General features: G+C 37.8%; 19 protein-coding genes. 18 read left to right on the top strand and 1 reads right to left on the bottom strand.

What is annotated here, in order from left to right; genetic code table 11:
• Positions 1 to 8: 8 nt before the first annotated feature.
• Entirely contained in the window at positions 9 to 380 is a 372-nt protein-coding gene (locus SM124_RS14985) for a hypothetical protein (RefSeq protein WP_322447326.1), read from the top strand.
• A gap of 68 nt (positions 381 to 448) precedes the next feature.
• Here the strand turns inward: SM124_RS14985 and SM124_RS14980 are convergent, their stop codons facing one another.
• The gene (locus tag SM124_RS14980; protein ID WP_322447325.1) at positions 449 to 2,122 is read right to left on the bottom strand and encodes a ribonuclease J; all 1,674 of its coding nucleotides are present in this window, start codon (positions 2,120 to 2,122) and stop codon (positions 449 to 451) included.
• A 490-nt stretch (positions 2,123 to 2,612) separates the two neighbouring features.
• Between SM124_RS14980 and SM124_RS14975 the strand changes: the two genes are divergently transcribed.
• The 17 genes from SM124_RS14975 to SM124_RS14895 all read left to right on the top strand — a co-directional run bounded on the left by SM124_RS14975 (position 2,613) and on the right by SM124_RS14895 (position 24,244).
• Positions 2,613 to 5,366, top strand: coding sequence for a GTP-binding protein (locus SM124_RS14975; protein ID WP_322447324.1), 2,754 nt, complete (start codon positions 2,613 to 2,615; stop codon positions 5,364 to 5,366).
• Positions 5,367 to 5,542: 176 nt separating this feature from the next.
• Positions 5,543 to 6,547 (top strand): DUF3231 family protein, encoded by a 1,005-nt coding sequence (locus SM124_RS14970; RefSeq protein ID WP_322447411.1) that lies wholly within the window; start codon positions 5,543 to 5,545, stop codon positions 6,545 to 6,547.
• 211 nt (positions 6,548 to 6,758) lie between these two features.
• Positions 6,759 to 7,019: a hypothetical protein gene (locus tag SM124_RS14965; protein WP_322447323.1), complete on the top strand. Its 261-nt coding sequence runs from the start codon at positions 6,759 to 6,761 to the stop codon at positions 7,017 to 7,019.
• 76 nt (positions 7,020 to 7,095) lie between these two features.
• On the top strand, positions 7,096 to 7,578 hold the full coding sequence (locus tag SM124_RS14960) for a DinB family protein (protein WP_322447322.1): 483 nt from the start codon (positions 7,096 to 7,098) through the stop codon (positions 7,576 to 7,578).
• Positions 7,579 to 7,756: 178 nt separating this feature from the next.
• Entirely contained in the window at positions 7,757 to 8,524 is a 768-nt protein-coding gene (locus tag SM124_RS14955; RefSeq protein ID WP_322447321.1) for a 3-hydroxyacyl-CoA dehydrogenase, read from the top strand.
• 362 nt (positions 8,525 to 8,886) lie between these two features.
• Positions 8,887 to 10,956, top strand: a complete 2,070-nt coding sequence (locus tag SM124_RS14950; RefSeq protein WP_322447320.1) for a sigma 54-interacting transcriptional regulator — start codon at positions 8,887 to 8,889, stop codon at positions 10,954 to 10,956.
• A 174-nt stretch (positions 10,957 to 11,130) separates the two neighbouring features.
• Positions 11,131 to 12,654 (top strand): long-chain-fatty-acid--CoA ligase, encoded by a 1,524-nt coding sequence (locus SM124_RS14945; protein ID WP_322447319.1) that lies wholly within the window; start codon positions 11,131 to 11,133, stop codon positions 12,652 to 12,654.
• Positions 12,655 to 12,679: 25 nt separating this feature from the next.
• Positions 12,680 to 13,825, top strand: a complete 1,146-nt coding sequence (locus SM124_RS14940; RefSeq protein WP_322447318.1) for an acyl-CoA dehydrogenase family protein — start codon at positions 12,680 to 12,682, stop codon at positions 13,823 to 13,825.
• A gap of 15 nt (positions 13,826 to 13,840) precedes the next feature.
• Positions 13,841 to 14,995, top strand: coding sequence for a thiolase family protein (locus SM124_RS14935; protein ID WP_322447317.1), 1,155 nt, complete (start codon positions 13,841 to 13,843; stop codon positions 14,993 to 14,995).
• Positions 14,996 to 15,061: 66 nt separating this feature from the next.
• The gene (locus tag SM124_RS14930) at positions 15,062 to 16,627 is read left to right on the top strand and encodes a fatty acid--CoA ligase (protein WP_322447316.1); all 1,566 of its coding nucleotides are present in this window, start codon (positions 15,062 to 15,064) and stop codon (positions 16,625 to 16,627) included.
• A 46-nt stretch (positions 16,628 to 16,673) separates the two neighbouring features.
• Complete coding sequence (locus tag SM124_RS14925; protein WP_322447315.1) at positions 16,674 to 17,798, top strand: CaiB/BaiF CoA transferase family protein; 1,125 nt, start codon at positions 16,674 to 16,676, stop codon at positions 17,796 to 17,798.
• A gap of 57 nt (positions 17,799 to 17,855) precedes the next feature.
• Positions 17,856 to 18,329 carry a GNAT family N-acetyltransferase gene (locus tag SM124_RS14920; protein ID WP_322447314.1) on the top strand — a complete coding sequence of 158 codons (474 nt, stop codon included), beginning with the start codon at positions 17,856 to 17,858 and terminating at the stop codon, positions 18,327 to 18,329.
• A gap of 265 nt (positions 18,330 to 18,594) precedes the next feature.
• Positions 18,595 to 21,009 (top strand): nitrite reductase large subunit NirB, encoded by a 2,415-nt coding sequence (gene nirB / locus SM124_RS14915; RefSeq protein ID WP_322447313.1) that lies wholly within the window; start codon positions 18,595 to 18,597, stop codon positions 21,007 to 21,009.
• A gap of 39 nt (positions 21,010 to 21,048) precedes the next feature.
• Positions 21,049 to 21,363: a nitrite reductase small subunit NirD gene (nirD, locus tag SM124_RS14910; protein WP_322447410.1), complete on the top strand. Its 315-nt coding sequence runs from the start codon at positions 21,049 to 21,051 to the stop codon at positions 21,361 to 21,363.
• Positions 21,364 to 21,416: 53 nt separating this feature from the next.
• Positions 21,417 to 22,877, top strand: a complete 1,461-nt coding sequence (gene cobA, locus SM124_RS14905; RefSeq protein WP_322447312.1) for a uroporphyrinogen-III C-methyltransferase — start codon at positions 21,417 to 21,419, stop codon at positions 22,875 to 22,877.
• A 16-nt stretch (positions 22,878 to 22,893) separates the two neighbouring features.
• Entirely contained in the window at positions 22,894 to 23,616 is a 723-nt protein-coding gene (locus tag SM124_RS14900) for a sirohydrochlorin chelatase (protein WP_322447311.1), read from the top strand.
• Between the two features lie 4 nt (positions 23,617 to 23,620).
• Positions 23,621 to 24,244, top strand: a complete 624-nt coding sequence (locus SM124_RS14895; protein ID WP_322447310.1) for an NAD(P)-binding protein — start codon at positions 23,621 to 23,623, stop codon at positions 24,242 to 24,244.
• The last annotated feature ends 116 nt before the right edge of the window (positions 24,245 to 24,360 follow it).

Here is a 24,360-nt window from a genome sequence, read left to right as displayed (position 1 = left end):
GAAATTGTATGCAAATACCAAAAGAATTAATGGAACTGATTGGAGATTTAGTGTTAAGTTACAAGCTTGGTACACCCTATCCCTTTGAAATGCAATTCGAAAGTGGTGGTCTGACTGTGGAGTGCCCATGGAGACTCCATCGAGCAGGAGAGACGGTACTAGGTTATACAGATCTACGCAACTCGGTAAAACTTGAAGAAGTAGCGTGTGTATTAGATAGCCTGCTCTATAAAAAAATCATAGATATTAAGTTTTATAGTGATGTCAATGTCTTGTGTATCATTTTTGAAGAGGGATATCAAGTAGACCTTTTTCATGATAGTTTACAATACGAAGGTTGGGAAGTGTACACAAATTCAGGATTTACTTTTATATCATAGACATTAAAATCAGGTAAATAACCTACTTAGAGAAGTCAGGTATCCAAGGGGGATACCTGACTCATCAATCAAATTTCAATAATAATCGGGAGAATCATCGGTTTTCTCTTCGTCTGCTGGAACAAATATTGTCCTACAGACTTCTTAATGTTTTGTTTCATGACACTCCACTGACGGACATTTTCCTCGTTTAGATCATGGATGGTTTTCTTCACTAGGTTGTTTACTTCTTTTAATAAGTCTTCGGAGTCACGAACGTACACAAACCCACGCGTAATCGTGTCAGGACCAGAGATAATTTTACGCTCTGATTTGCTTAGTGTTAAAACAATGACTAACATTCCATCTTCAGAAAGTTGTTTACGGTCGCGGAGCACGATTGCTCCTACATCACCAACGCTTATCCCGTCAACATAAGTGTCTCCAGCTGGGATATTTCTCGTTTGACGGGCAACAGAATTTCTAATATCTAGGACATCACCATTTCGCATAATAAAGGTATTTCCTTTTTCTACTCCGACAGACTCTGCAAGCAAGCGATGATGATGAAGCATACGATATTCCCCATGAATAGGAACAAAATAGGTTGGTTGCATTAATGTTAGCATCAGTTTTAAATCTTCTTGATAGCCATGTCCAGAAACATGCATGCCTGTAGTACTGCCAGAACCATAAATGACTTTTGCTCCTTGCTGGAACAAATTATCAATGATACGGGATACCGCTTTTTCATTTCCAGGAATAGGGGAGGCCGCTAGAATAACGGTATCTCCAGGATAAACGGTTACATCACGATAGTTTCCAGTAGAGAGGCGGGCAAGAGCGGCCATTGGCTCTCCTTGGCTTCCTGTACAGAGAATAGCGACTTTGTTTGCAGCAAAATTGTCCACATCGTGAGGCTCGATCAACATTCCTTCTGGCAGAGTCAAATATCCTCTTTCAATAGCAACAGAAACTACGTTCACCATACTACGTCCAAGCAAGGCAAGCTTCCGATTCGTTTTGATTGCCGACTCGACGACTTGTTGAACACGGTTAATATTAGAAGCAAAGGTAGAGACAAAGATTTTTCCTTCCGCTTTTAAAAAGGCTTCATCCATGTGGTTTCCTACCATTTGCTCAGATGGAGTTAATCCTTTTCGTTCAGCATTTGTACTCTCCGATATTAAAGCTAAGACACCGTTTCTGCCGATTTCAGCCATTTTATGTATATCTGAATATTGGTTGTTGGCAGGTGTTAAATCGAATTTAAAGTCCCCCGTATGGACGACATTTCCTTCAGGAGTGTGAAAAACAATGCCTAGACAGTCAGGAATACTGTGACTAACTTTGAAAAATGAAACGCTTGTTTCACCGAACTCAAGCTTAGATTCTGAGTCTATCGTTACTAGTTTTGTATCCCCTCTAAGGCGATGTTCGTCTAATTTTAATTCAATTAGTCCGAGTGTAAATCTTGTTGCATATATAGGGACATTCAATTTTTTTAAAAAATAAGGGATTCCGCCAATGTGATCCTCATGTCCGTGTGTAACAATGAGTGCACGAATTTTATTGCGATTTTCTTCCAAATACGTCATATCTGGGATAATTAAATCAATTCCTAATAAAGATTCATCTGGAAATTTTCCACCACAATCAATCACAAAGATATCGTCTTCATACTGGACCACATACATATTTTTCCCGACTTCATTTAAACCGCCTAAAGCAAAAAAGGATAATGTATTTTCATTGTTTGCCACTAATTTACCCTCCTATTCTTAATAACCTTTCATGATGAATATTTTGTAGTATTCCCTAAATGACTTCCTTTATTTAGGTTGTTAATTAAAGATGGGGATTAAATTCGATTTTTTCGGGAAAACACACATAGAGACGAAAGGACCTTGAAAAGTGAATTAGCGGGGAAAACGTCATTTTCTTTCTTTTTGCGACATAAACCAAGCTTTCCAATCGTATGGTATGGTAATGGTCTGAATTCTGATTTCTCATGGGTAAACATGAAAATATTAGTAGCTTTATTACAAAATCAATCTTTTTGTTGCAGAAATGAAAGCAAACTGAAACTTTATTAAGAAGTAACTTTGTTAAAATACTTAAATGAATTCTTTTCTAAACTACTTGTATTCACAAATTTTTAGCGAGTAGCTTACTAGATAGAATATTTTGTGTTAAAAACGCATTTAATGAACTTGATAAAATATAATAAGACTCTTTACACCGGAGGAACCTATGACATTTGATGATCAATTAATTAATAAATCGTATTATATAAAGTTTTTGGACGAAGATCATAAAAACCCATTTCTAGCTTTAGGAGAAGTCTTTTATACAGAACAAAAAAAAGATATTCCCGAGCTTTCAGACATTCGCTTTGCACAAGGAGAGCTGTACTTTCAGGCAAAAGATTTTGAAGCAGCCATACACAAGTGGGAGAAAGTGAGTAACGAGTTAGAATTTTGGGCGAAAAAGAATATGGCAGATGCCTACATTGAGCTTGACTTACTTTCAACAGCGGAAGATCTTTATAATTCCATTTCTACTGATAACTTAACGCTAAACACAGAAATTTCCTTACAATTGTTCTCTTTATACATACAGCGTGGAAAACATGATTTAGCTGTTAAGGAAATTAAAAAAGCAGTTGCTTCTAATCCAGATTATCCAAATGTAACGGAAGCAGCAAGAATGTATTTTGAAGAACATGAGGATTGGGCTCATGCGATAGAATTAGCTGTAAACGAGGCCATTCGTACTGAGGATCCAGAATGGTTTGATGTGGTAAATACGTATATTAGCCAAAAACTCACACAGGATTTACTTCCAAATTACTTTTACCAGCCACTAATGAGTATTTTTCATGTCGATTCTGAGCGTTTTGAGAAGATGGTTTGTGCACTTTGGCAAAACTACAAAGGGACCGTTTCTTATTTATCATGGATCAGTGAAATCAATCACCTGTTACTTGAGCTAGAACTCTCAGCGGAAACTTACTGGAGAGACTTGAGCTCCGTCTATAAAGAAACATATCTTGAATTAGTAAATGGTCAGTATTTATTAAGAGAGGTAGTCGATTTACTGCCAGCATTACTGACTAACTGGGTTAAAATGAGTGACAGAGATCAATCATTATTTGCTGCAACAGCGGTGTTAGCTTGGGGAGAAATGTATTCATCAACGATTGACCCTAAAATTACTTCCTACGCTGAGTCTTGTATCCATCATACGCGTCTACACACAAATGGTACGGAAAGTAACATTAAACTTTTAGAGGCGATACTTAAGTGGGCAGACCAACATGACTTAGAGGTTGGTCCAAGACTAAGATGGATGATTTCAGAAACGATTCAAATGGATACGAACCATTTACTAATAGGAGCCACTGCGGGTAATCAGAAAAATGCAGTGATTAATCACTTAATTGGGGAACAGGCATTGAAAAAAGGTCTACCTGCAGTCGTCGTTTACCAGGACGACGAAGAAGTGGTGTTAACAGAGCTGTCTGATATCGATAAGAGTGCGATTACCAATGTCACAGAACTGTATCAGCAATTGTTAGAAGGTCGCCGTCGCCAGAAACATGTTGATAACACCTTTATTATTAATCGTGGTCCTTCTGAATTTTTACAGGCAAACCAGCTCACATTGTTTGATTTACCAAGCTTTAATGACGTTCCAACAGAACTAGAGCGAAAATACGTTAATCTCGGAAATCAGCTATTATATGTTTTAAACGCAAACACACCTTTTAATGAACTAGAGCGAGATATCCTTTTAAAAATAAAGCAATTAAATCCAAATATTAATGTTCATTTCCTTATCAATAAAACGGACAGTGCTTATAGTGAACAAGAAATGGTTCATTTGATTGATGAAACTTGTGCAAGAATTAATGTTCATTTCCCAAGAGCAAAAGTGTTCGCCTTCTCGACTCATTATAATAGTCATCAGCAGTGGAGTGACTTATCAGACTTCATTGAATCTAACTTAATGACTAAGTATGTGGATGAATACCGAGCGGAAAAGCTGCTATATTTTACAAGAGAAGTCATCAAGCACTTATTAAAAATGAGGGTGGACGTTGAGAACCATCTACTTGATTCTATTGAGTGGAATGGAGATCTTTCTAATAAGTTTAATGGTGCTATTAATCAATTATCCGATTTAGAAAAAGAAAAGATTTATGAAATCCGAAAAGCTTATCGTTTTATTAAGGAAGAAGTAAAAGAACAAATTTCAAATGAACTTCCAAATCTATTAAGAAACTGCTCGGAAATTATTCATGAAGATAGTGATTTCTCTAAGATGCACATCACCTTAAACAATGAGATGAACGACCAACTACAAACGTACTTAAAAGAAATCATTTTACCAAAGTTTTATCTATCGATTGAAGAGTGGATTGCTTTATCGAATGAAGAACTAAACCAAAGTAAGTTGTTTTTAGAAGAAATGAGTAGAAGCTTCAATACTATTTATGGTGAAGACCGAATACATTTAGATTGTGAATTTAAAGTGGTAGAGGATTGGCGCCGTGATGCCATTCGCATGACTAGTGGTGTACCCCTTGAAAAAATGAATATTTTCCTAAGAAATACGCCTGCGCAGTTCTTACTTAAGAGTGCCGGGAAACTATTTGGGGCTATTCAAAACAAAACGATGCTTTACAATCAATATAAGAAATTAGTTGAAAATGAAGATTATAAGGATATAGTAGATACGATTAATAATAAATTCTTAATGCAGTTTGAACTTTTCGAAAGTGCGTTAGAGCGGGACATTAAAATGTTCTTCCTATCCTCCCATAGTGAATTGAAAAATGTTCTTGCTGATACAGAACGAAAAATTAGTGAAAATAAAGATACTTTAAGTAAAATGCGAGCAAACCCTGAAACGTTCCAAGATCCATTAACCTTATTCGAGCTTCGATCGCGTCAGCATGAATGGTTAACGGTGGGTGGTCGGAAAAGTCATCAAAGTGTTTGATGAATACTAACTTAAAAAAAGTAAATGAGAGTTATTTTTATTGCCATAGGAATTAGGTTTCCTATGGTTTTGTTTTATAGAGGAATCTATTATACATTTTTGACTGTTGCTGACGAGAATATATCCATACACCTATTGCTCATACTAAGTAAAAAACAAAGGAGCTATAAGTGAAAATGGAACATACCCCAAGACTTATATCCTCAGAGGTAGCAGCGCTGTGGAATGCCTATATGCAGAATTCAATGACGTATTGTGTTATTAGGCACTTTGCAGAAGTGAATGAAGACCCGGATTGTACAGATCTTATTAAAACTGCTTTAACAACTTGTCAGTATGTTATAACTGAAGTCAAACAAATATTTGAAAAGGAGAATCATGCGGTTCCAATTGGATTTACACAAGAAGATGTCAATCTAAAAGCTGGACGTATATATTCAGATCTGTTTACTATGCGTTACATAAAATACATGGCCTCTGTAGGCACTGCTGCTTCGGCTGCATTTCTCGAGGTATTGGCTAGAAACGATGTAAGGGTATTTTTTTCAACAACTTCCCAAATGTTTATGAAGCTTTACAATGATTCTTGTGACTTACTATTGAAAAAAGGGGTTTTTGTACGTTCACCCACAATCCCTCCTATGGAAAAGGCAGAGTATCTTCAGAGTGAGTCATTCTTGTCAGGTTTAGTTGGCAAACATCGCCCCTTAACTGCTATTGAGTTAGCTCACATCTCAAAAAATTCAGAAACCAATTCTATCGGTAGAACATTCTTGGTTGGATTTTCCCAAGCTGCTCAGTCGCCTGATGTACGAAAATTTATGGAGAGAGGTATAGAAATAGCTGCAAAACATGAAACAGTCTTTAGAAACATTTTAGTTGAGGATGGTGTTCCTTTACCAACCACTTGGGACTCCACGGTTTCCGAATCAATAGACCCACCATATTCAGATAAGTTAATAATGTTTCAAACAAACAGCTTATCTGCTATTAGTGTCGCTGGTTATGGGGCCGCAATAGGTGCGAGTCTAAGAAAAGATTTAGGTGGCCACTACACAAGACTTGTTTCAGAAATTCTTCAATTCGCAAATGATGGTGTTAAATTAATGATTGAAAATAGATGGTTAGAACAACCACCGCAAAATGTGGACAGGGAAGCATTAAGAAATAGAGAAAACTAACAAGATGACAACGATTTGCTACGGGAAATCGTTGTATTTTTTTACTTTAAAAAACTATATTAATATCGGTTTGAGGATATCTATTCCTGTTAGCTTGTTCACGTCTAGCTCTTTTTCTAATGGTTATTATTTACTATATATGGGTGAGAACGATTTACATTATATTATATATAGGAAAATTTTAGATATTTACTAATAAGAATCGGAGGCAATGATGAATACACCTGAACAAAACAAAAAAAATTTACTAATCATGAAAACGATGCTTTCTGAACTGATATTTTCCCTCTCCATTTCTTGGATTGTGTATTGGATCCTTTATGAGGTTGTAAGAGGGTATGAATGGACTTCCATCTTTGCTACGTTCATTTCCATTCAACTTTTACATTATTTCAAATTATCCTTAAAGAATCTTTATATGCTTTGTATTAGTGCTTTACTGATTGCCGTTCTAGTTACGTTATTAATCTAAGTGATTATTTTTCTGTTTACAAACATATGTTCCTATTGTAATATTAGGGTAATAAACCAATATTTGGAGGTTCACTATGAATCAACTATTATCTGAATTTCAAAATCTAAATACATTTATCGAACGATTAAAAGGCTTAGATGAAACGAAGTTAGAACAGCCTTTATCCGAGGGGAAATGGTCCATTAAAGAAGTAGTTGCCCATCTATATAGATGGGATGTGTTCTTACTTGAAACCGCTTTAGCAACTGCAAAAGTAGATAAGAGAGTGGACTTTCCTTCTCACAGTGAATATAACTTCGATTCTGAAAAATTCTCTAAAACAATCAGTCTTGAAGAACTACTACAAATGACGATTGATAAAAGAAATCAATTGATTGATGAGCTAATGAAAGTAGAGAACCTAGAAGAACCAATTTTAGTTCAAGGTACCACTCATTGTCCTCATACGGGAACAAGATATTCGCTTCATTATTTAATTCGTGAATTCGTTGATCATGATGTGCAGCATATTAAACAAATGGAAGAGTTTTTAGGTAAGTCTATTCTTCAAAACTAAACCAACAACTAACGAGACTACCTTTAAATAAACTGTCCATAACTGATTTAAAAAGTGACCAAAAAATAGACACTTCTATTGTTAAGGTATACCTATTTACCATATTGGTAGATTGGCATGGAACTTGCAAATAAGTTAATTAGCTAACTAACAATTAAACTTATTTGGAGGTTTATTTATGAACACTAAAGAATGTATAGCTGTCGTAACAGGTGGAGCATCGGGTCTTGGAGAAGCAACGGTAAGAAATATTGTTGCAAATGGGGGAAAGGCAGTCATTTTAGATTTGTCTGTAGAGAGAGGAATACACCTAGAAGAAGAATTAGGTTCTAGTGTTGTTTTTGTAAAGACGGATGTAACGAGTGAAAAAGAAGTGAGAGAAGCGATCAGAAGAGGGATTGAACAGTTTGGACAGATTAATGCGGTAGTCAACTGTGCAGGCATTGGTGTGGCCGGAAAACTTCTAAGTAGAAAAGGTGTACACAATCTAGAGACCTTTTCTAAAGTAATCTCGATTAATCTAATTGGAACATTTAATGTCATTCGTTTAGCCGCGGAGGCCATGGTACAAAATACTCCAAATGAAGAAGGCGAGAGAGGGGTAATCATCAGTACCGCTTCTGTTGCTGCCTATGAAGGTCAAATTGGTCAAGTAGCCTATAGTGCCTCTAAAGGTGGAGTAGTCAGTATGACCCTTCCACTGGCTAGAGAACTCGCCACGTCAGGAATCCGTGTAATGACCATCGCTCCAGGACTCTTTCATACACCAATGTTTGATTCACTGCCTGAAGAAGCTCGTGACTCTCTCGGGGCCATGGTACCTTTTCCTTCAAGACTTGGCTACCCACAAGAATACGCTCGACTCGTTCAAAGTATTATTGAAAATCCAATGTTAAACGGTGAAACGATCCGTTTAGACGGAGCGATCAGAATGCAACCGAAATAGAAGTGTTTTGAGGGGCTTTCCGAGAAGATGCTAAAATAAAGGAAGTGTAGAAAATGATTTATTTTTCTCACTTCCTTTTCTATTTCGTATAGAGTCACTTAGTGGATTGTAGCGGAAGGCACTTGACTCCAGCGGGATATAGAGGAAAGGTCGAGACCCCACAGACGGGACGGCGAGGAGGCTCGACTTCCTCCCCGCGGAAAGCAAGTGCCTGGAGCGGAAAGGAACGGGCAAATTATATGCACAATTTTTTTAAAAATAGCCTATTATTAATACAATCTTAAAGTAAATTTAAAATATTCTAATAATAATCATAACTTTCCGTTACAATAGTGAAAAGAACTAAAAAAGGGGAAGTACATATGATTGAATTTAAGGATATGATTTCACCTGTAGATTGTGTGGTGACAGAAGATACAACTTTACAAGAGATTGTTCAGCTCATGCAAAAAAAGAAGTGGAATACAATACCGGTGACCAATTTAGAGGGAGAATGTACGGGTGTTTTTACGAGAAGCGGCTTATTCCAAATGATTCTGGATGAAAAACCGTTAACCACTTCCATTCATTCATACATAAAACGTGAGGCAAAAACCATTTATAGCAACACTACATTTAATGAAGTTGAAAGAGTAGTTCAACAGAGTGAAGTGGGTACAGGGATTGTTGTAGATGAAAAACGAAAAGTGATCGGGCTATTTACTAAAACAGATATGGTCTTGTCTCTGTTAAACTCATCTAACTCTTTACGAACACAGCTTGAAACCATTCTCCAACATACCAATATGGGTGTCATGATGACAGACGAACGTTCTCATATCCTTTATGTTAACGAGCGTGTTTGTTCATTGATTGATCAAGCACCCCAAGTACTTCATAATCAATGTCTCTTAAATGTATTCCCAGGGTTAAAGGGAAAGGTAAATTCCAATCAAATTATTCAGTTAGAAATTAATCATACGAAGTTCATTTTACATTTCTCTCCCTATCAAACGGCCAAAAAGAAAAAAGGCTATATTATCCTTTTTCAACATTTAACAGAAATTGAAACATTAGCACAAGAGTTAGAAAGTGTTAAAAACTTAAAGTCGACATTAGAAACAGCCATTGATTCCGCTTATGATGGAATATTAATGACGGATGATAAAACCAAGGTTCAAATGGTAAGTCCATCACTTTTAGAATTGTTTAATCTCCAAAAGGAGGATGTCATCTATAAACCGGTAGAGAATGTTTTCCCACAATTTAATTTGACACCCATTTTTAAATCGGAGACGGCGGAAATTAGTGAGTTTCTTGAGATTAACGGAATCAAGTATATCGTACATAAATTACCCATTTTACAAGACGGTAAATGTATTGGTGTTATTGCGAAGGTTGTTTATCGACAACTAAATGAGGTTAGTGAACTGTTCAAAAAACTACAAAGAGCAGAAAATAAAGCAAACTATTATCATAGCCAGTATGAAAAGGCAGAATTGGCTCGTTTTACTTGGGATCATATTTTAAGCACAGACCCCTATATGGAAAAGTTGAAAAAGAGTGCGGCAAAAGCTGCAAAGGGTCGCTCTACCGTTTTAATCAGAGGAGAAAGTGGGACAGGAAAAGAATTATTTGCCCACGCCATCCATAATAGCAGTGCCAGAAGAGAAGGGAAATTTGTCATTGTAAATTGTGCTGCCATTCCAGAGGATTTGCTAGAATCGGAGTTTTTTGGTTATGAAGAAGGGGCATTTACTGGAGCAAAACAAAGAGGGAAAATTGGAAAATTTGATTTAGCGAACGGGGGAACACTTTTCCTTGATGAAATAGGAGACATGTCCCTATCGTTACAAGCAAAGCTATTGAGAGTACTACAGGAAAGAGAGTTTTACCGTGTAGGTGGGACAAAGAAAATACAAGTGGATGTCCGAATCATCGCTGCGACGAATCGTCCCTTAGAGGAAATGGTAGAGGAAGGGCAATTCAGAGAAGATCTCTACTACCGACTCAATGTTATTTCACTAAACATTCCTCCTCTTAGGAATCGAATGTCTGATGTGGAACACTTATTAGAACATCTGTTAGTAGATTTAAATAATGTGTTAGGAACAAGTATCACAGGGATTGACCTATCCGCAAAAGATTGTTTATTAAACTATGATTGGCCAGGGAATGTTCGTGAGTTGCGAAATGTCATGGAAAGGGCCATGACATTTGCCGAGCATGGAAGAATACAGCTTGATGACTTACCAGATTACATGATTAAAAAAGTGTCCAGCGCTCAACATACACCTTCAAGAAATGTCAACTTAGTAGAGGAGTTAGAAATTCAAACAATTTTAAAGGTCATTGATCAAACGAACGGTAATAAAGCAAAAGCGGCTAGAATTTTAGGGATTAGTCGTTCAGGCTTATATGAAAAAATTAAAAAATATCAATTGAAAGTTTGATGGGTAATAAAAACTCACAGGCTGTAAAACTGTAGAAGAAAAGTGTTCAATTACTGGACACTTTTTTTGTGTTGAAGTCAATAAATCAATTTGTAATAGTATTTGAAAATTGGCACAATTCTTGCAATATAAGCTTATGAAGAAATATATAAAAGATTTAAGGGGGAAGGAAACATGAACATTGGTGGATATTTAGCTCAAAATGCTAGGAAATTTGCAAACAAGCTCGCGATTGAATGTGAAGGCAGGACCTACACGTATCAACAATTTAATGAAGAGGTCAATCGATTAGCACATGGTCTACTAGAGCTAGGTGTCAAAAAAGGAGAAAAAGTAGCCTTAATGATGAAAAACTCGGACCACTTTGTGTTTACCTTTTTTGCAGCCGCTAAAATTGGGGCTGTTGTCGTTCCAGTCAATTTCCGCTTAACTTCCTTAGAGGTACACTACATTCTACAGCAATCACATACAAAGGTCGTATTTTGTGATACGGAATTTGAACAAACAATGGATGCAGCGAAAAAAGATACAGAAGTGAAACAAGTCATTATAATTGGTCAACCACAATCGGCTGAGAACCGTCCTTATAACGAGATTCGAACGGAAAAGACTTCAGATCCTGAAATAAATGTGTTGGATACAGATGATTTAGAAATCTTGTACACGTCAGGAACAACCGGCCGTCCTAAAGGTGCCCTATTTGACCATGAAAGAATTTTTAAAGTTGGCTTAACGATGATGATTAGTATGGGAATTGGAACGAAGGAGCGCTTTCTTCACATTGCACCATTATTCCATTCAGCCCAATTAAATTTATTTTTAATTTCAGGTGTTGTACTAGGTGCGACTCATATCATTCATCGTGACTTTCACCCAGTAAAAACTCTACAAGCTATTCAAGAACACAAGATTACTCATTTCTTCGGTGTACCGGCCATGTTTAATTTCATGCTCCAAGTTCCAAATGCAGGTGATTATGACTTATCTTCCATTGTTCGTTGTGGATATGGTGCAGCTCCAATGCCGCCTGAACTAGTAAAAAAGAGTATGGCTTTATTTAAAACGGACCAATTTTATAACCTGTGTGGACTAACCGAAGCGGGACCAGGTGGGATATTACTTGATCCAGAAGGGCACAAAAACCATCTTGGAAAAGGTGGAAAGGCCGCTTTCTTAACGGAAGCAAGAGTAGTGAATGAAGAGGGGCAAGATATTCAGCCTGGCTCCGTTGGTGAGTTTATTTTACAGGGTGAATCGATTATGAAGGAGTACTACGAAAAACCGGAAGAAACGAAGAAAACATTAAAGAACGGGTGGTTGTACACAGGTGATTTAGCAACGATAGATGAAGAAGGCTACATCACTCTTGTGGATCGTAAAAAGGATATGATTATTTCCGGTGGGGAGAATGTCTATTCCATTGAGGTTGAAGAGATTCTTTATGAACATCCACAAGTACTCGAGGCAGCCATCATTGGTTTACCAGATGAAGTATGGGGTGAAGCAGTATGTGCAGTGGTCGTTCCAAAAGAAGGTCAAACGATTGACGAGGATGAATTAAAAGCATTCTGTCGTCAAAAACTAGCCGGTTATAAAGTACCAAGAAAAATCTTTATCGAAGCACAGTTACCACGAAATGCTTCTGGAAAAATATTAAAATATCAACTTCGACAAAAGTTAAATGAAGTAAAAGCATAGAGTTCACATAGATAGGGGAGTTCATATGAGTCATCCATACTTAAAAGAAGAACACGAGATTTTTAGAAAATCATTAAGAAAATTTTTAGATAAAGTGGCGTATCCTTTTTATGAACAATGGGAGGAGGAGAGGATGATTCCTCGCTCCTTCTGGGAGAAGATGGGGGAACAAGGGTTTCTATGTCCTGATATTGACGAAAAGTACGGCGGAAGCGGAGTCGATTGGGGATTTTCTGTCATTATCAATGAGGAACTTGAGCGAGTTGGAACGGGACTTGTTGGAATTGGACTTCATAACGACATTGTCGTTCCATATATTACGGCCTATGGAACGGATGAGCAGAAAGAAAAATGGCTCCCACGGTGTACAACAGGAGAAACGATCACAGCTATTGCCATGACAGAACCTGGAGCAGGGTCTGATTTAGCCAATATCCAAACGACTGCAAGACTAGAAGGCGATCACTACATTGTTAACGGTCAGAAAACATTCATCACCAATGGTATTCAATCGGATTTGATCATTGTCGCTTGTAAAACAAATCCGAATGCCGTACCTAAGCATAAAGGTGTGAGTCTTCTTGTCATTGAGAGAGATGCACCGGGCTTTTCAAGGGGAAGAAAGCTGAATAAGGTCGGCGTTCATTGCCAGGACACCGCAGAGTTAATTTTTGAAGACTGTAAGGTGCCGAAAGAAAATCTACTCGGAGAAGAAGGAAAAGGCTTTCAATACTTAATGGAAAAATTACAGCAGGAGCGTTTAGTTGTTGCGATTGCTGCCCAAATTGCTTCTGAAGAAATGTTGAGAATGACGATCGATTATGTTAAAAGTCGCGAGGCATTCGGAAAGTCCATTAGTCAATTTCAAAATACTCAATTCAAAATTGCTGAAATGGCGACAGATATTGAGATGGGAAGAGCGTTTCTAGATTCTCTAATTGCTGATCATTTAAACGGGAAGAACATTGTCACAAAAGTGTCGATGGCTAAATGGAAGTTAACGGATATAGCGAAAAAAGTTGCTGGGGAATGTATGCAGCTGCATGGAGGGTATGGATATATGGAAGAATACGAGATTGCAAGAAGGTACCGAGATATCCCAGTAGCCGCCATTTACGCTGGTACGAATGAAATTATGAAATCGATTATTGCAAAAAATCTAGGTTTATAGGGAGTGTAAAGATACATGCGTGAAGTAGTGATTGTAGAAGGAGTAAGGTCACCTGTTGGTAGAAAAAATGGACTATTAAAAGACATTCGACCTGATGATATAGCAGGAGAAGTATTAAAAGCTTTAGTCAATCGTGCGGGCGTGAGTCCTGAACTGATTGATGATGTTATTTTAGGTTGTGTCTCTCAAATTGGAGAGCAAACGGGAGATATTGCTAGAGTGGCTTCGCTTATTGCTGGTTTCCCAATTGAAGTTCCAGGTGTCACGATTGACCGCCAATGTGGTTCCAGTCAACAAGCAGTTCACTTTGCCGCTCAAGCTATTCTATCAGGAGATATGGATATTGTTATTGCTGGTGGAGTGGAAAGTATGTCACGCATTCCCATCGGCTCTAGTTATAATGGAGCCGGTTTTAGCGACCGGTTAAGAAGCCAACACGAAATCATTCACCAAGGACTTTCCGCTGAACGAATTGCAGAAAAATATGGTTTTACTCGAGAAGAACTAGATCAGTTTTCTTTTGAAAGTCATCAAAAAGCATTAAAGGCTCAATCGGAGGGTTATTTTACTAGAGAAATTACACCGATTGAAGTGACATTGTCAGATGGTGAGAAGGTCGTAGTATCAGAGGATTCTGGTCCTCGTAAAGAAACTTCAGTAGAAGCATTAGGCACTTTAAAGACCGTTTTTAAAGAAGATGGTGTCATTCATGCAGGAAATGCTAGTCAAATTAGTGATGGAGCAGCGGCGTTATTACTTATGTCCCGTGAGAAAGCCGAGGAATTAGGGCTAAAACCAAGGTTCCGCGTTTTAACTCGTGTAGTTGTAGGCTCAGATCCAACACTAATGCTAACAGGTCCCATCCCAGCAACGGAAAAAGCCTTGAGAAAATCAGGGTTAAGTATTCACGATATCGATGTTTTCGAAGTGAATGAAGCCTTCGCACCGGTACCACTAGCTTGGTTAAAAGAAATGGGTGCTGATCCATCAAAGTTAAATCCAAATGGCGGAGCGATTGCCCTTGGACACCCATTAGGGGGAAGCGGCGCACGTTTGATGGTGTCCATGATGCATGAGTTAGAACGTACAGGTGGACGTTACGGTTTACAAACGATGTGTGAGGGGCACGGAATGGCGAATGCGACCATTATTGAGAGAATAGAATCATAAGATTTTTATAGAAATAGATAAGCACTTCTTAAATAGCTTTAGGACTTATTAAATGGAGGGATTTTTATGTCAATAACGATTGGAAAAATCTTTGACTTAACGGTAAATAAGTTTCCTAATAAAGAAGCACTTTATGATGTTCGTAAAAATCTCCGCTACACGTATAAAGAGTGGAGCCTTGAAGTCAACAAGTTGGCGAATGCTCTTCTAGCTGAAGGAGTTAGAAAAGGGGATCGTGTTTCTACTTATCTATTTAATACGGAAGAACTGGCTACAGCCTTTTTTGCTTGTACGAAGATTGGGGCCATTTTCAATCCGATTAACTTCCGTTTGATGTCAGAGGAAGTCGCTTATATCTTAAAGGATGCTGAGCCGAAAGTGGTGCTTGTGGAACAGATGCTCCTTTCTGGTGTGGAACCGATCGCTAGCCGCTTTCCTCTCATTTCTTTTTGGATGATTGACGGTGACACTCCACCTTTTGCTCAAAGTTATCATGATAAAGTGAATGCTGCATCAATGAAAGAGATTGTGGAGGAGCTAGAAGAAAATGATGTTTACGCGATTATGTACACGAGTGGAACGACGGGTAGACCAAAGGGTGTCATTCATCGTCATAGAGAAATGGTGGAACAAAGCTTAATTACCCTTGCTGCCACCAAGCTTGAGCCATCGGACAACGGACTTGTAACGGCACCTATGTTTCATTGCGCTGAGCTTCACTGTGCATTCCTTCCTAGAGTCCATGTTGGTGCAAGGAATACGATTTTGCATCATTTTGATCCAAAGTCTGTACTCACATTAATCGATCAAGAGGGTATTACAAAATTCTTTGCTGCTCCAACGATGTGGAACATGCTTTTACAAGAAAACTTGGAAGCTTATAACTTAGATAGCTTAAAGCTTGGTTTATATGGTGCTGCTCCAATGGCTCCAGCTCTCGTATTTGCTTGTCATGAAAAACTTGGAGTAAAGCTCGTCCAGGCATATGGTATGACAGAAATGGGTCCAGCCATTACTTTCTTAGGAGAAGACGATCAGATTAGAAAAGCAGGGTCTGCTGGGCAAGCGTGTTTAAATCACGAAATCCGTATCGTAATGCCTAAAGAAGATGGACCATCAGATCCAGATGATGTTGTCCCAGCAGGTGAGACAGGAGAAATCATTGTAAAAGGTCCTTGTATGATGAGTGGCTACTATAACCGCGAGGAAGCAACAAGTCATGCCATGTATAAAGGTTGGTACCACTCTGGAGATATTGGTTATTTAGACGACGAAGGCTACTTATGGGTGAAGGACCGGGTAGACGATATGATTATTAGCGGAGGCGAAAATATTTATCCTCGTGAAGTAGAAGATGTTTTATATGAACAAGGTGGCGTGCTTGATGTTGCTATCGTAGGTCAACCAGATGATCGCTGGGGAGAAACCGTAACAGCCTTTGTTGTTAAAAAAGATCCAGCATTAACTGAAAAAGACCTCGACCAATGGTGTTTAAATAGCGAAAACCTCGCTAACTATAAGCGTCCAAGAAAATATGTATTCTGCGATGTTCTCCCAAGAAATGCGAGTGGTAAAATACAGAAATTTATGCTGAGAAAGCAGTTGGAAGAGCTCTTTAGTAATGAGGGATAAATAACTATCATCCAAAAATCATACTGCTTAAGGAAAGGATTCTCCCATGTTAAACGGTATAAGAATTATAGATTTCTCAAACTATTTACCAGGTCCGTTCGCTTCAATGAGATTAGCAGACTTAGGTGCGGAGGTCATAAAAGTGGAACCATTAGAAGGAGACCCAGCACGAGTAACTGGAGCGAAAAAAAATGGAACGGGTTTAGTTTATTTAGCTAATAACCGCAATAAAAAAAGTATTACGCTGAATTTGAAGGAACCAGAGGGGAAGGATATAGCACTTCAACTCATTTCTAAAGCGGATGTGGTTCTAGAAAGTTTCCGACCTGGCGTCATGTCAAAACTAGGACTTGGGTTTCACGAAGCAAAGGAAGTCAATCCGAACATCGTTTATTGTTCCATAACGGGATACGGGAATGAAAACAAGCTTGGCAGTCATGACCTAAACTATATGGCGGTAAGTGGTGTTTTAGCTCAGTTGAAGGACATGAACGGAAGACCCGTCCATCCCTCTATTACTCTAGCAGATTTTTATGGAGGGATTGCTGCAAGTGAAAAAATTTTAGCAGGGCTCGTTTCAAGAGGTAAAACTGGAGAAGGAAGTTACCACTGTATTTCTATTGCAGATGTAATGGTTTCGTTAATGGGGAACCACCTCCTCTATGAGCAAGCAACCGGTTACCCTTCAGGCGTATCTGTTCTTAATGGTGAAGTTGTCTGCTATGGGCTGTATGAAACATCGGATAACCGCTATGTGAGTCTTGGAGCTTTAGAGAAAAAGTTTTGGACTTATTTCTGCCTAGCGGTCGAGCGCGAAGACTTGATCGAACACCATTTTTCAAAAACGGAGGAAAGCACCTCCATTTATGAGGAAGTTAAGTCACTTTTTAAGAGTAAAACACTGTCTGAATGGATTGATTTTAGTATGAAAGTAGATTGTTGTTTAGCCCCTGTGTTAGAAACGAACGAATTAAAAGAATTTCCGATGTTTATGAGTCATTTATTTGAAAATGGCAATGGAGACCGTCAAGTAAAAATGTATAGTGGTTTTGAACTTCCATTATCTAATCTTCCACCAGAAAAGGGAGAACATTCAGAAGAAATTTTAACTTCTATATTAGGAGCGTCAGAAGATCAATTAACTCAGTGGAAAAATAAAGGAATATTTTAGTAGTTTTTTACTAACCTCCAATGATAAAATATTTTTATATTCATTGGAGGTATAGAAATGATTACACTTAAAGATATTACAAAAGAAAACTGGTTTGATGTTGTTTTACTAAGAAGTAGAGAAGACCAAAAAAATAAAATTTTTGAAAAAGATATTGCTTCAAACTGTTTTTCGCTTACTCAAGCAAGTATAGAAGGTGGATGGGTAACGAAAGCAATTTATGACAACGAAACTTTAGTAGGTTTTACAATGTATGGATACTCAGAGGAATTGAAAGGTTATGAGGTTGGTAGAATCATGATTGATTTCAAATTCCAAGGAAAGGGCTATGGAAAGCAATCTCTAGAGTTGGTCCTAAAAGATATGGTAGACCGATTCCAGTGTGAGAAAATCCTATTAACCTTCCATCCTGAAAATATTAAGGCGAAAAGCTTATATGAGGCAGTTGGATTCAAGGATACAGGGGAAACGGTAAAGCACTTTGTTGAAGAGCTAATTTATGCTTATGACACAGGTGTAACGGTTTCGTAAATGTATAAAAATAGTACGCTAATGATGGCGTACTATTTTTTTATATATCTAAACAGCAAGAGAACTATTTTGTTTTGAAAACGCTTACTCCATGAACAATATGTGAAAGTAATCACAAACTAATGAAAATGTGTGAAGTTCGTCACACATTCACAACCATTATGGGGTTAAAATAAAGCTATCAACAGATATGTGAAATAGTGAGCAAACAAAAAGGACACCTAGAAACAAGCATCACTCACATCACACACAGGGGGAAACAACCATGGAAAAAAGAAAGCTAGTCTTAATAGGAAATGGAATGGCTGGAGTAAGAACAATTGAAGAAATTTTAAAACTAGCCCCTCAAACTTTTCATATCACGATTTTCGGAAATGAACCACATCCTAACTATAATAGAATTCAGCTGTCAACGGTCCTACAGGGAGATACAACGGTTGATCAAATTGTCCTAAATAATTGGGATTGGTATAAAAATAACGGAATTGAACTTTATACAGATGAAGAAATTGTCCAAATTGATACAGAGAACAAACAGGTTCACTCAAATAAAAATCGAGTAGTAGAATATGATGATTTAATTATCGCAACAGGATCAAGCTCTTTCATCCTTCCTCTACCAGGAGCGGATAAACAAGGGGTTGTTGGTTTCCGCGATATTAAAGATTGTGACATGATGATTAAAACATCTAAACACTATAAAAAGGCTGTTGTTATTGGTGGAGGATTACTTGGATTAGAAGCAGCTCGCGGCTTACTCAATTTAGGTATGAAAGTGGATGTTGTGCATTTAACTCCATATTTAATGGAAAGACAACTGGATCAAACTGCTGCTGAAATGTTGAAAAATGAACTTGAAGCTCAAGGAATGAATTTTTTATTAGAAAAAGAAACAGTTGAAATCGTTGGTGAAGAACGAGTGACAGGACTTCGTTTCAAAGATGGACAAGAAATTGAAGCGGACTTAGTGGTTATGGCGGTTGGAATTAAACCAAATGTTCAACTAGCGAAGGACTCAAATATTTACGTAAATAGAGGAATTGTCGTAAATGACTTTATGGAAACAAATATACCGAATGTTTATGCGGTTGGGGAATGCGCCGAGCACCGTGAAATCACTTATGGTATGGTAGCTCCACTTTATGAACAAGGTAAAGTGCTAGCGGAAAAAATGACAGGTCGCGAACCGAAACCATATGAAGGATCAACAGTAGGTACACAGCTGAAAGTTTCAAATGTTGACTTATATTCAGCTGGAGAAATCAACGACGACCCTTCAACAAAGTCGATTAAAGTACACAACGAGTTTGAAGGAATCTACAAAAAAATATTAATTCGAAATAACCAAATTGTCGGTATCGTTCTTTACGGTGACACAAAAGATAGCACAAGACTATTTAGAATGTTAACAGAAAAAGAAGATATAAGCGGAAAGACAAGCAGTTCCATTTTAGAATCAAATACATGTGGAAGCGAATCCGTAGGTGTGGAATCTATGCCAGATTCAGAACTTGTCTGTGGTTGTAACGGGGTAACAAAAGGAACGATTGTTGAATCCATTAAGACACAAGGATTAACAACAGTAGAGGAAGTAGGCAGCTGTACTAACGCCGGACGTTCATGTGGCCGTTGTAAATCGCTTGTTTCCGATATTTTAGCTTACACACTGGGTGACGGTTATGATGCTTCAGCTAAGAAAACATCCATTTGTGGTTGTACTACTTTAAGCAAAGATGAGGTAGTAGATGAAATTAAAGCGAAGGGCTTAATGAGTGTAAAAGAAGTGATGAATGTTCTTGAGTGGAAAAATGAAGAAGGATGCTCGAAATGTCGTCCAGCACTCAACTACTATCTTGGAATGATTTATCCAGAAGAGTATAGAGAAGAAAGAGATTCTCGTTTAGTAAACGAAAAAATGCATGCCAATATTCAAAAAGACGGCACTTACTCTGTTGTACCAAGAATGTATGGTGGAGTAACAACAGCCAAAGATTTAAAAACCATTGCTGAAGTGGCTGATAAGTACAATGTTCCTCTTGTGAAACTAACAGGCGGACAAAGGATTGCTCTTATGGGAGTGAAAAAGGAAGATTTAATCCATGTATGGTCAGACTTAGATATGCCATCTGGCTACGCATATGGAAAAACACTTCGTACGGTTAAAACATGTGTAGGTTCACAATTCTGTCGCTTTGGTACACAAGATTCTATGAGTCTTGGTATTAAACTAGAGAAGAAATTCGAACGTTTAGATACTCCACACAAATTCAAAATGGGTGTATCTGGCTGTCCGAGAAACTGTGCTGAATCGGGAATTAAAGACATTGGGATTGTCGGTATAGATGGAGCATGGGAAATTTACGTGGCTGGTAATGGAGGAACAGACCTTCGAGCAGGAGATCTTCTTTGCACAGTAAAAACAGAGGAAGAAATTATGGACATGGTAGGCGCATACGTTCAATACTACCGTGAAAGTGGGAACTACTTAGAGAGAACATCAACATGGGTAGAGCGAGTAGGTCTTGAGCATGTGAAAGAAGTATTAAAAGATAAGAAGACAAGACATGAGTTAAATGAAAGACTTGAAAAAACATTAACTAGATATGTTGAGCCTTGGAAAGAAGCGTTAGATAACAAGGAAATACAAGATAAATATTATGTGACGCATTCTGTTCAGTAACTTTTAACCAGCTAAACATCAATCTTCGAGGTGAACATGATGGAAACGACAATGACTAGACTTGAAATTACGAAGGTAGACAGCTTACCAGAACGAGCAGGGCAAGTGTTTAACGTCAATGGAAAAGAAATGGTACTTTTTCGACTGACAAATGGTGAAGTAAGAGCAGTCGAAAATAAAAGCCCACATCCTAAAGGCGGTACCCTTTCAGGAGGGTTAGTGAGCGGAGAATATGTTTACTGTCCACTATATGATTGGAAAATTTCATTAGTCGATGGAAAAGTACAAGCACCAGATACGGGACAAGTAAAAAGGTATGAAGTAGAAGTAATCGACGGAAAAGTATTTTTATAGAGCAAATGGGGGGACATGGCTTCCTCCCTAGTACTTCTTAGGAGGAGAGCATCATGAAAAAAGGAAAGGCATATTTAGTTGGAGCTGGCCCTGGCGATATTGGTTTAATTACAGTAAAAGGGTTAGAAGCAATTAAAAAAGCGGAAGTAATTTTATACGATCGACTAGCAAACCCTAAACTGTTGGATTTTGCCTCACCACATTGCGAATTCATCTATTGCGGAAAATTACCACAACGCCATCACCTGAGACAAGAAAACATCAACGAGTTACTTGTGGAAAAGGTAATGCAGGGGAAAATCGTTGTTCGCTTAAAAGGTGGAGACCCTGGTGTGTTTGGTCGCGTAGGTGAAGAAGCCGAAGCTCTAGCTAAGGAAAGCCTTCCTTTTGAAATGGTTCCTGGCATCTCTTCAGGTATTGCCGCTCCTCTATATGCTGGGATTCCTGTTACACATCGTGAATACGGCGAATCATTTGCCGTTGTGACGGCACACGATAAATCAAAGGATGGAAAGCCATCTCTTGACTGGGAAGGTCTCGCAAAAGGGGTTGACACTATTGCCTTTTATATGGGTGTAGCAAACTTACCTTTCATTTGTGAAAATCTAATTAAACACGGTAAATCAGTCGAAACACCAGTAATATTAATTCAATGGGGTACTTTCGGAAGACAACAGACGTTAGAAGGAACTTTATCTACTATTGCTGATTTAGTAAAGAAAGAGAAATTTAGCAACCCTGCTATTACCCTTGTTGGTGAAATTGTAAAACTACGTGAAAAAATTAGTTGGTTTGAAAAAAAACCGCTTTACGGCAGACAAATTTTATTAGCACGAACTGGAACAAACGAAAGTGCATTAGCTAAGAAATTAGCTGATGAAGGGGCCGATGTGATTGAGTTTCCTAAATGGAAGTCAGAAAGAATCAAATTAGATGTTGAGATCATGGGGCAAATAGAATCATATGAGAAAATTTTATTCACATCTCCAGAGAGTGTAACAGACTTTTTCCAATCACTCCTTGAGTATCGAATGGACGTTCGGAAAATTAAAGCTTATTTTTATGGACTATCTTCAAAATCGGTCAAAGCTATAAATGAAAAAGGATTTTTAGCCGAGTTGGCTTCAAATATGCCTCATGAAGGTAAACTATTAATAATTGGAGATAGCTCAATTGAGAAAAATAAACCTAACTTTACGATTGAATTTGGGACAGGTGATTTCTTAATTACTTCAGAAAAAACAGTTGATGAGCAGTTTGTACCGATTTTTAAAAGAATGTTAGAAGAAGCGACATTAAACACGATGATTTTCCCAAGCAGTGGGTCTGTTTCTATGTTTGTGGAAGAAGTGGTTGAAAAGGGAATCCTTTCTAAGGAAGAAATCAACCAATTAGAGATTCATTGCTATGGCGAAGAAACATATAAAATGGCTACTATGTTTGGGTTTATGACACAAGCAGTGGAAGGCAATCGCACAAATGAAGAAATGGTACAATCACTGAAGTTAGTCTAAGATTGGAGCGGAAAAAATGGGAGCAGTTATCTATATTGGACATGGAAGTAGGACGGAACAAGGAAATAAGCAATTTGAGTCTTTTATTCAAGAGACGCTTGAACTTATTGATGTTCCTATAAAGGCTTTTGGTTACTTGGAGAATGCAACACCTTCAATAATAGAAGCAATAGAAAACTGTGTGGAGCAAGGAGCAACGGAAATTTCCGTTATTCCCGTTCTTCTACTTCCAGGCATTCATTCCAATATAGATATACCAGTGGAAATGGAAAAAGGGAAGAAGAAGTTTCCTTACATCCAATTTCGATATGGGGAGCCATTAGGTTCAGATCCAATAGTCGCAAATATTATCCTATCAAGGTTAGAGGAGAAAGATTTTTTAAATAATACGGAAGAAACCTTGCTATTAGTTGGACATGGAAGCCGCAATCCTCAAGCTCAAAGTGAATTTGAGAAACTTGCTTCTAATTTAAGAGAACAGCTGATAGCAAGTGTGCATACTAGTTACTTAAAAACTGAGCCGTTTTACGGGGATGTATTGGATGAACTAGTACACCCATTTAAAAAAATCTATATCCTTCCACATCTTCTTTTTACAGGTGGGTTCCAAAAAGAGATTGAAGAAACATGTAGAAAATTTAAAAATAGTGATCTTGTTTTGTGTGACCCCATCGGATTTGATGATAAATTGAAAGAACTCCTCGTAAGAAGACTTGAAACCACTACAACTTTGGGGTGAATATATGGAAGAGTATTACCCAGTTTCCCTTCAACTTAAAGGTAAGGTTGTCGTAGTGATAGGTGGTGGGAAAATAGCGGAGCGAAAAATAAAGGGCTTATTAAACACAGGGGCTAAAATTGAGCTTATTAGTCCAACCATCACAGAAGGATTGAAAGGATTAGTTGAAGCAACAAAGATAAAGTGGCTAGAAAAATCTTTTTCTCCTGAAGATGTGAACGATGCTTTTTTAATCCTAGCTGCAACAAACGACCGAGCGACTAATCAAGCAGTCCAACAGGCAGTAAACCCCTACCAATTATTAAATTTAGCTGATCAGCATGAAGAATCGAATTTTATCATTCCCTCAGTTATGCGAAGGGGAAAGTTAAATATCGCTGTTACAACTTCAGGAGCAAGTCCAACCTTGTCCAAACAAATTAAGAAGCAACTAGAGGAAACTTATGATGAACGTTATGAATCTTATATTGATTTTCTCTTCCGTTGTCGGCAATATGTGTTAAAACATGTGTCTGATACTCAACAAAAGAAAAAAATTCTCTCTAGCCTTGTAGACGATCCCATCTATTTTAAAAGTGTAAACAGGGACGCTCTATTTTTAGAGTTGCTACACCAAGACTTGGATTGAAATTGGAAAAAGGGATACCAATCTTTTACGAATTGTGGTAAAATTACTTAGGAATTCGAAATATGTATATAGATAATAGATGATTTGAATCTTCTTGGAATGAAGATTCTTTTTGT

This window comes from Robertmurraya mangrovi, from assembly GCF_034427655.1.
GTDB classification, from domain to species: Bacteria; Bacillota; Bacilli; order Bacillales; family Cytobacillaceae; genus Robertmurraya_A; species Robertmurraya_A mangrovi.
The sequence above is the reverse complement of the archived record's forward strand: the minus strand, read 5'-3'. Positions and strand labels throughout refer to the sequence as shown.

Excerpts from the sequence above, each read along its gene's own strand:
- SM124_RS14985 (WP_322447326.1), top strand. The coding sequence starts at position 9 with ATGCAAATACCAAAAGAATTAATGGAACTGATTGGAGATTTAGTGTTA.
- SM124_RS14975 (WP_322447324.1), top strand. The coding sequence starts at position 2,613 with ATGACATTTGATGATCAATTAATTAATAAATCGTATTATATAAAGTTT.
- SM124_RS14970 (WP_322447411.1), top strand. The coding sequence starts at position 5,543 with ATGGAACATACCCCAAGACTTATATCCTCAGAGGTAGCAGCGCTGTGG.
- SM124_RS14965 (WP_322447323.1), top strand. The coding sequence starts at position 6,759 with ATGATGAATACACCTGAACAAAACAAAAAAAATTTACTAATCATGAAA.
- SM124_RS14960 (WP_322447322.1), top strand. The coding sequence starts at position 7,096 with ATGAATCAACTATTATCTGAATTTCAAAATCTAAATACATTTATCGAA.
- SM124_RS14955 (WP_322447321.1), top strand. The coding sequence starts at position 7,757 with ATGAACACTAAAGAATGTATAGCTGTCGTAACAGGTGGAGCATCGGGT.
- SM124_RS14950 (WP_322447320.1), top strand. The coding sequence starts at position 8,887 with ATGATTGAATTTAAGGATATGATTTCACCTGTAGATTGTGTGGTGACA.
- SM124_RS14945 (WP_322447319.1), top strand. The coding sequence starts at position 11,131 with ATGAACATTGGTGGATATTTAGCTCAAAATGCTAGGAAATTTGCAAAC.
- SM124_RS14940 (WP_322447318.1), top strand. The coding sequence starts at position 12,680 with ATGAGTCATCCATACTTAAAAGAAGAACACGAGATTTTTAGAAAATCA.
- SM124_RS14935 (WP_322447317.1), top strand. The coding sequence starts at position 13,841 with ATGCGTGAAGTAGTGATTGTAGAAGGAGTAAGGTCACCTGTTGGTAGA.
- SM124_RS14930 (WP_322447316.1), top strand. The coding sequence starts at position 15,062 with ATGTCAATAACGATTGGAAAAATCTTTGACTTAACGGTAAATAAGTTT.
- SM124_RS14925 (WP_322447315.1), top strand. The coding sequence starts at position 16,674 with ATGTTAAACGGTATAAGAATTATAGATTTCTCAAACTATTTACCAGGT.
- SM124_RS14920 (WP_322447314.1), top strand. The coding sequence starts at position 17,856 with ATGATTACACTTAAAGATATTACAAAAGAAAACTGGTTTGATGTTGTT.
- nirB (WP_322447313.1), top strand. The coding sequence starts at position 18,595 with ATGGAAAAAAGAAAGCTAGTCTTAATAGGAAATGGAATGGCTGGAGTA.
- nirD (WP_322447410.1), top strand. The coding sequence starts at position 21,049 with ATGGAAACGACAATGACTAGACTTGAAATTACGAAGGTAGACAGCTTA.
- cobA (WP_322447312.1), top strand. The coding sequence starts at position 21,417 with ATGAAAAAAGGAAAGGCATATTTAGTTGGAGCTGGCCCTGGCGATATT.
- SM124_RS14900 (WP_322447311.1), top strand. The coding sequence starts at position 22,894 with ATGGGAGCAGTTATCTATATTGGACATGGAAGTAGGACGGAACAAGGA.
- SM124_RS14895 (WP_322447310.1), top strand. The coding sequence starts at position 23,621 with ATGGAAGAGTATTACCCAGTTTCCCTTCAACTTAAAGGTAAGGTTGTC.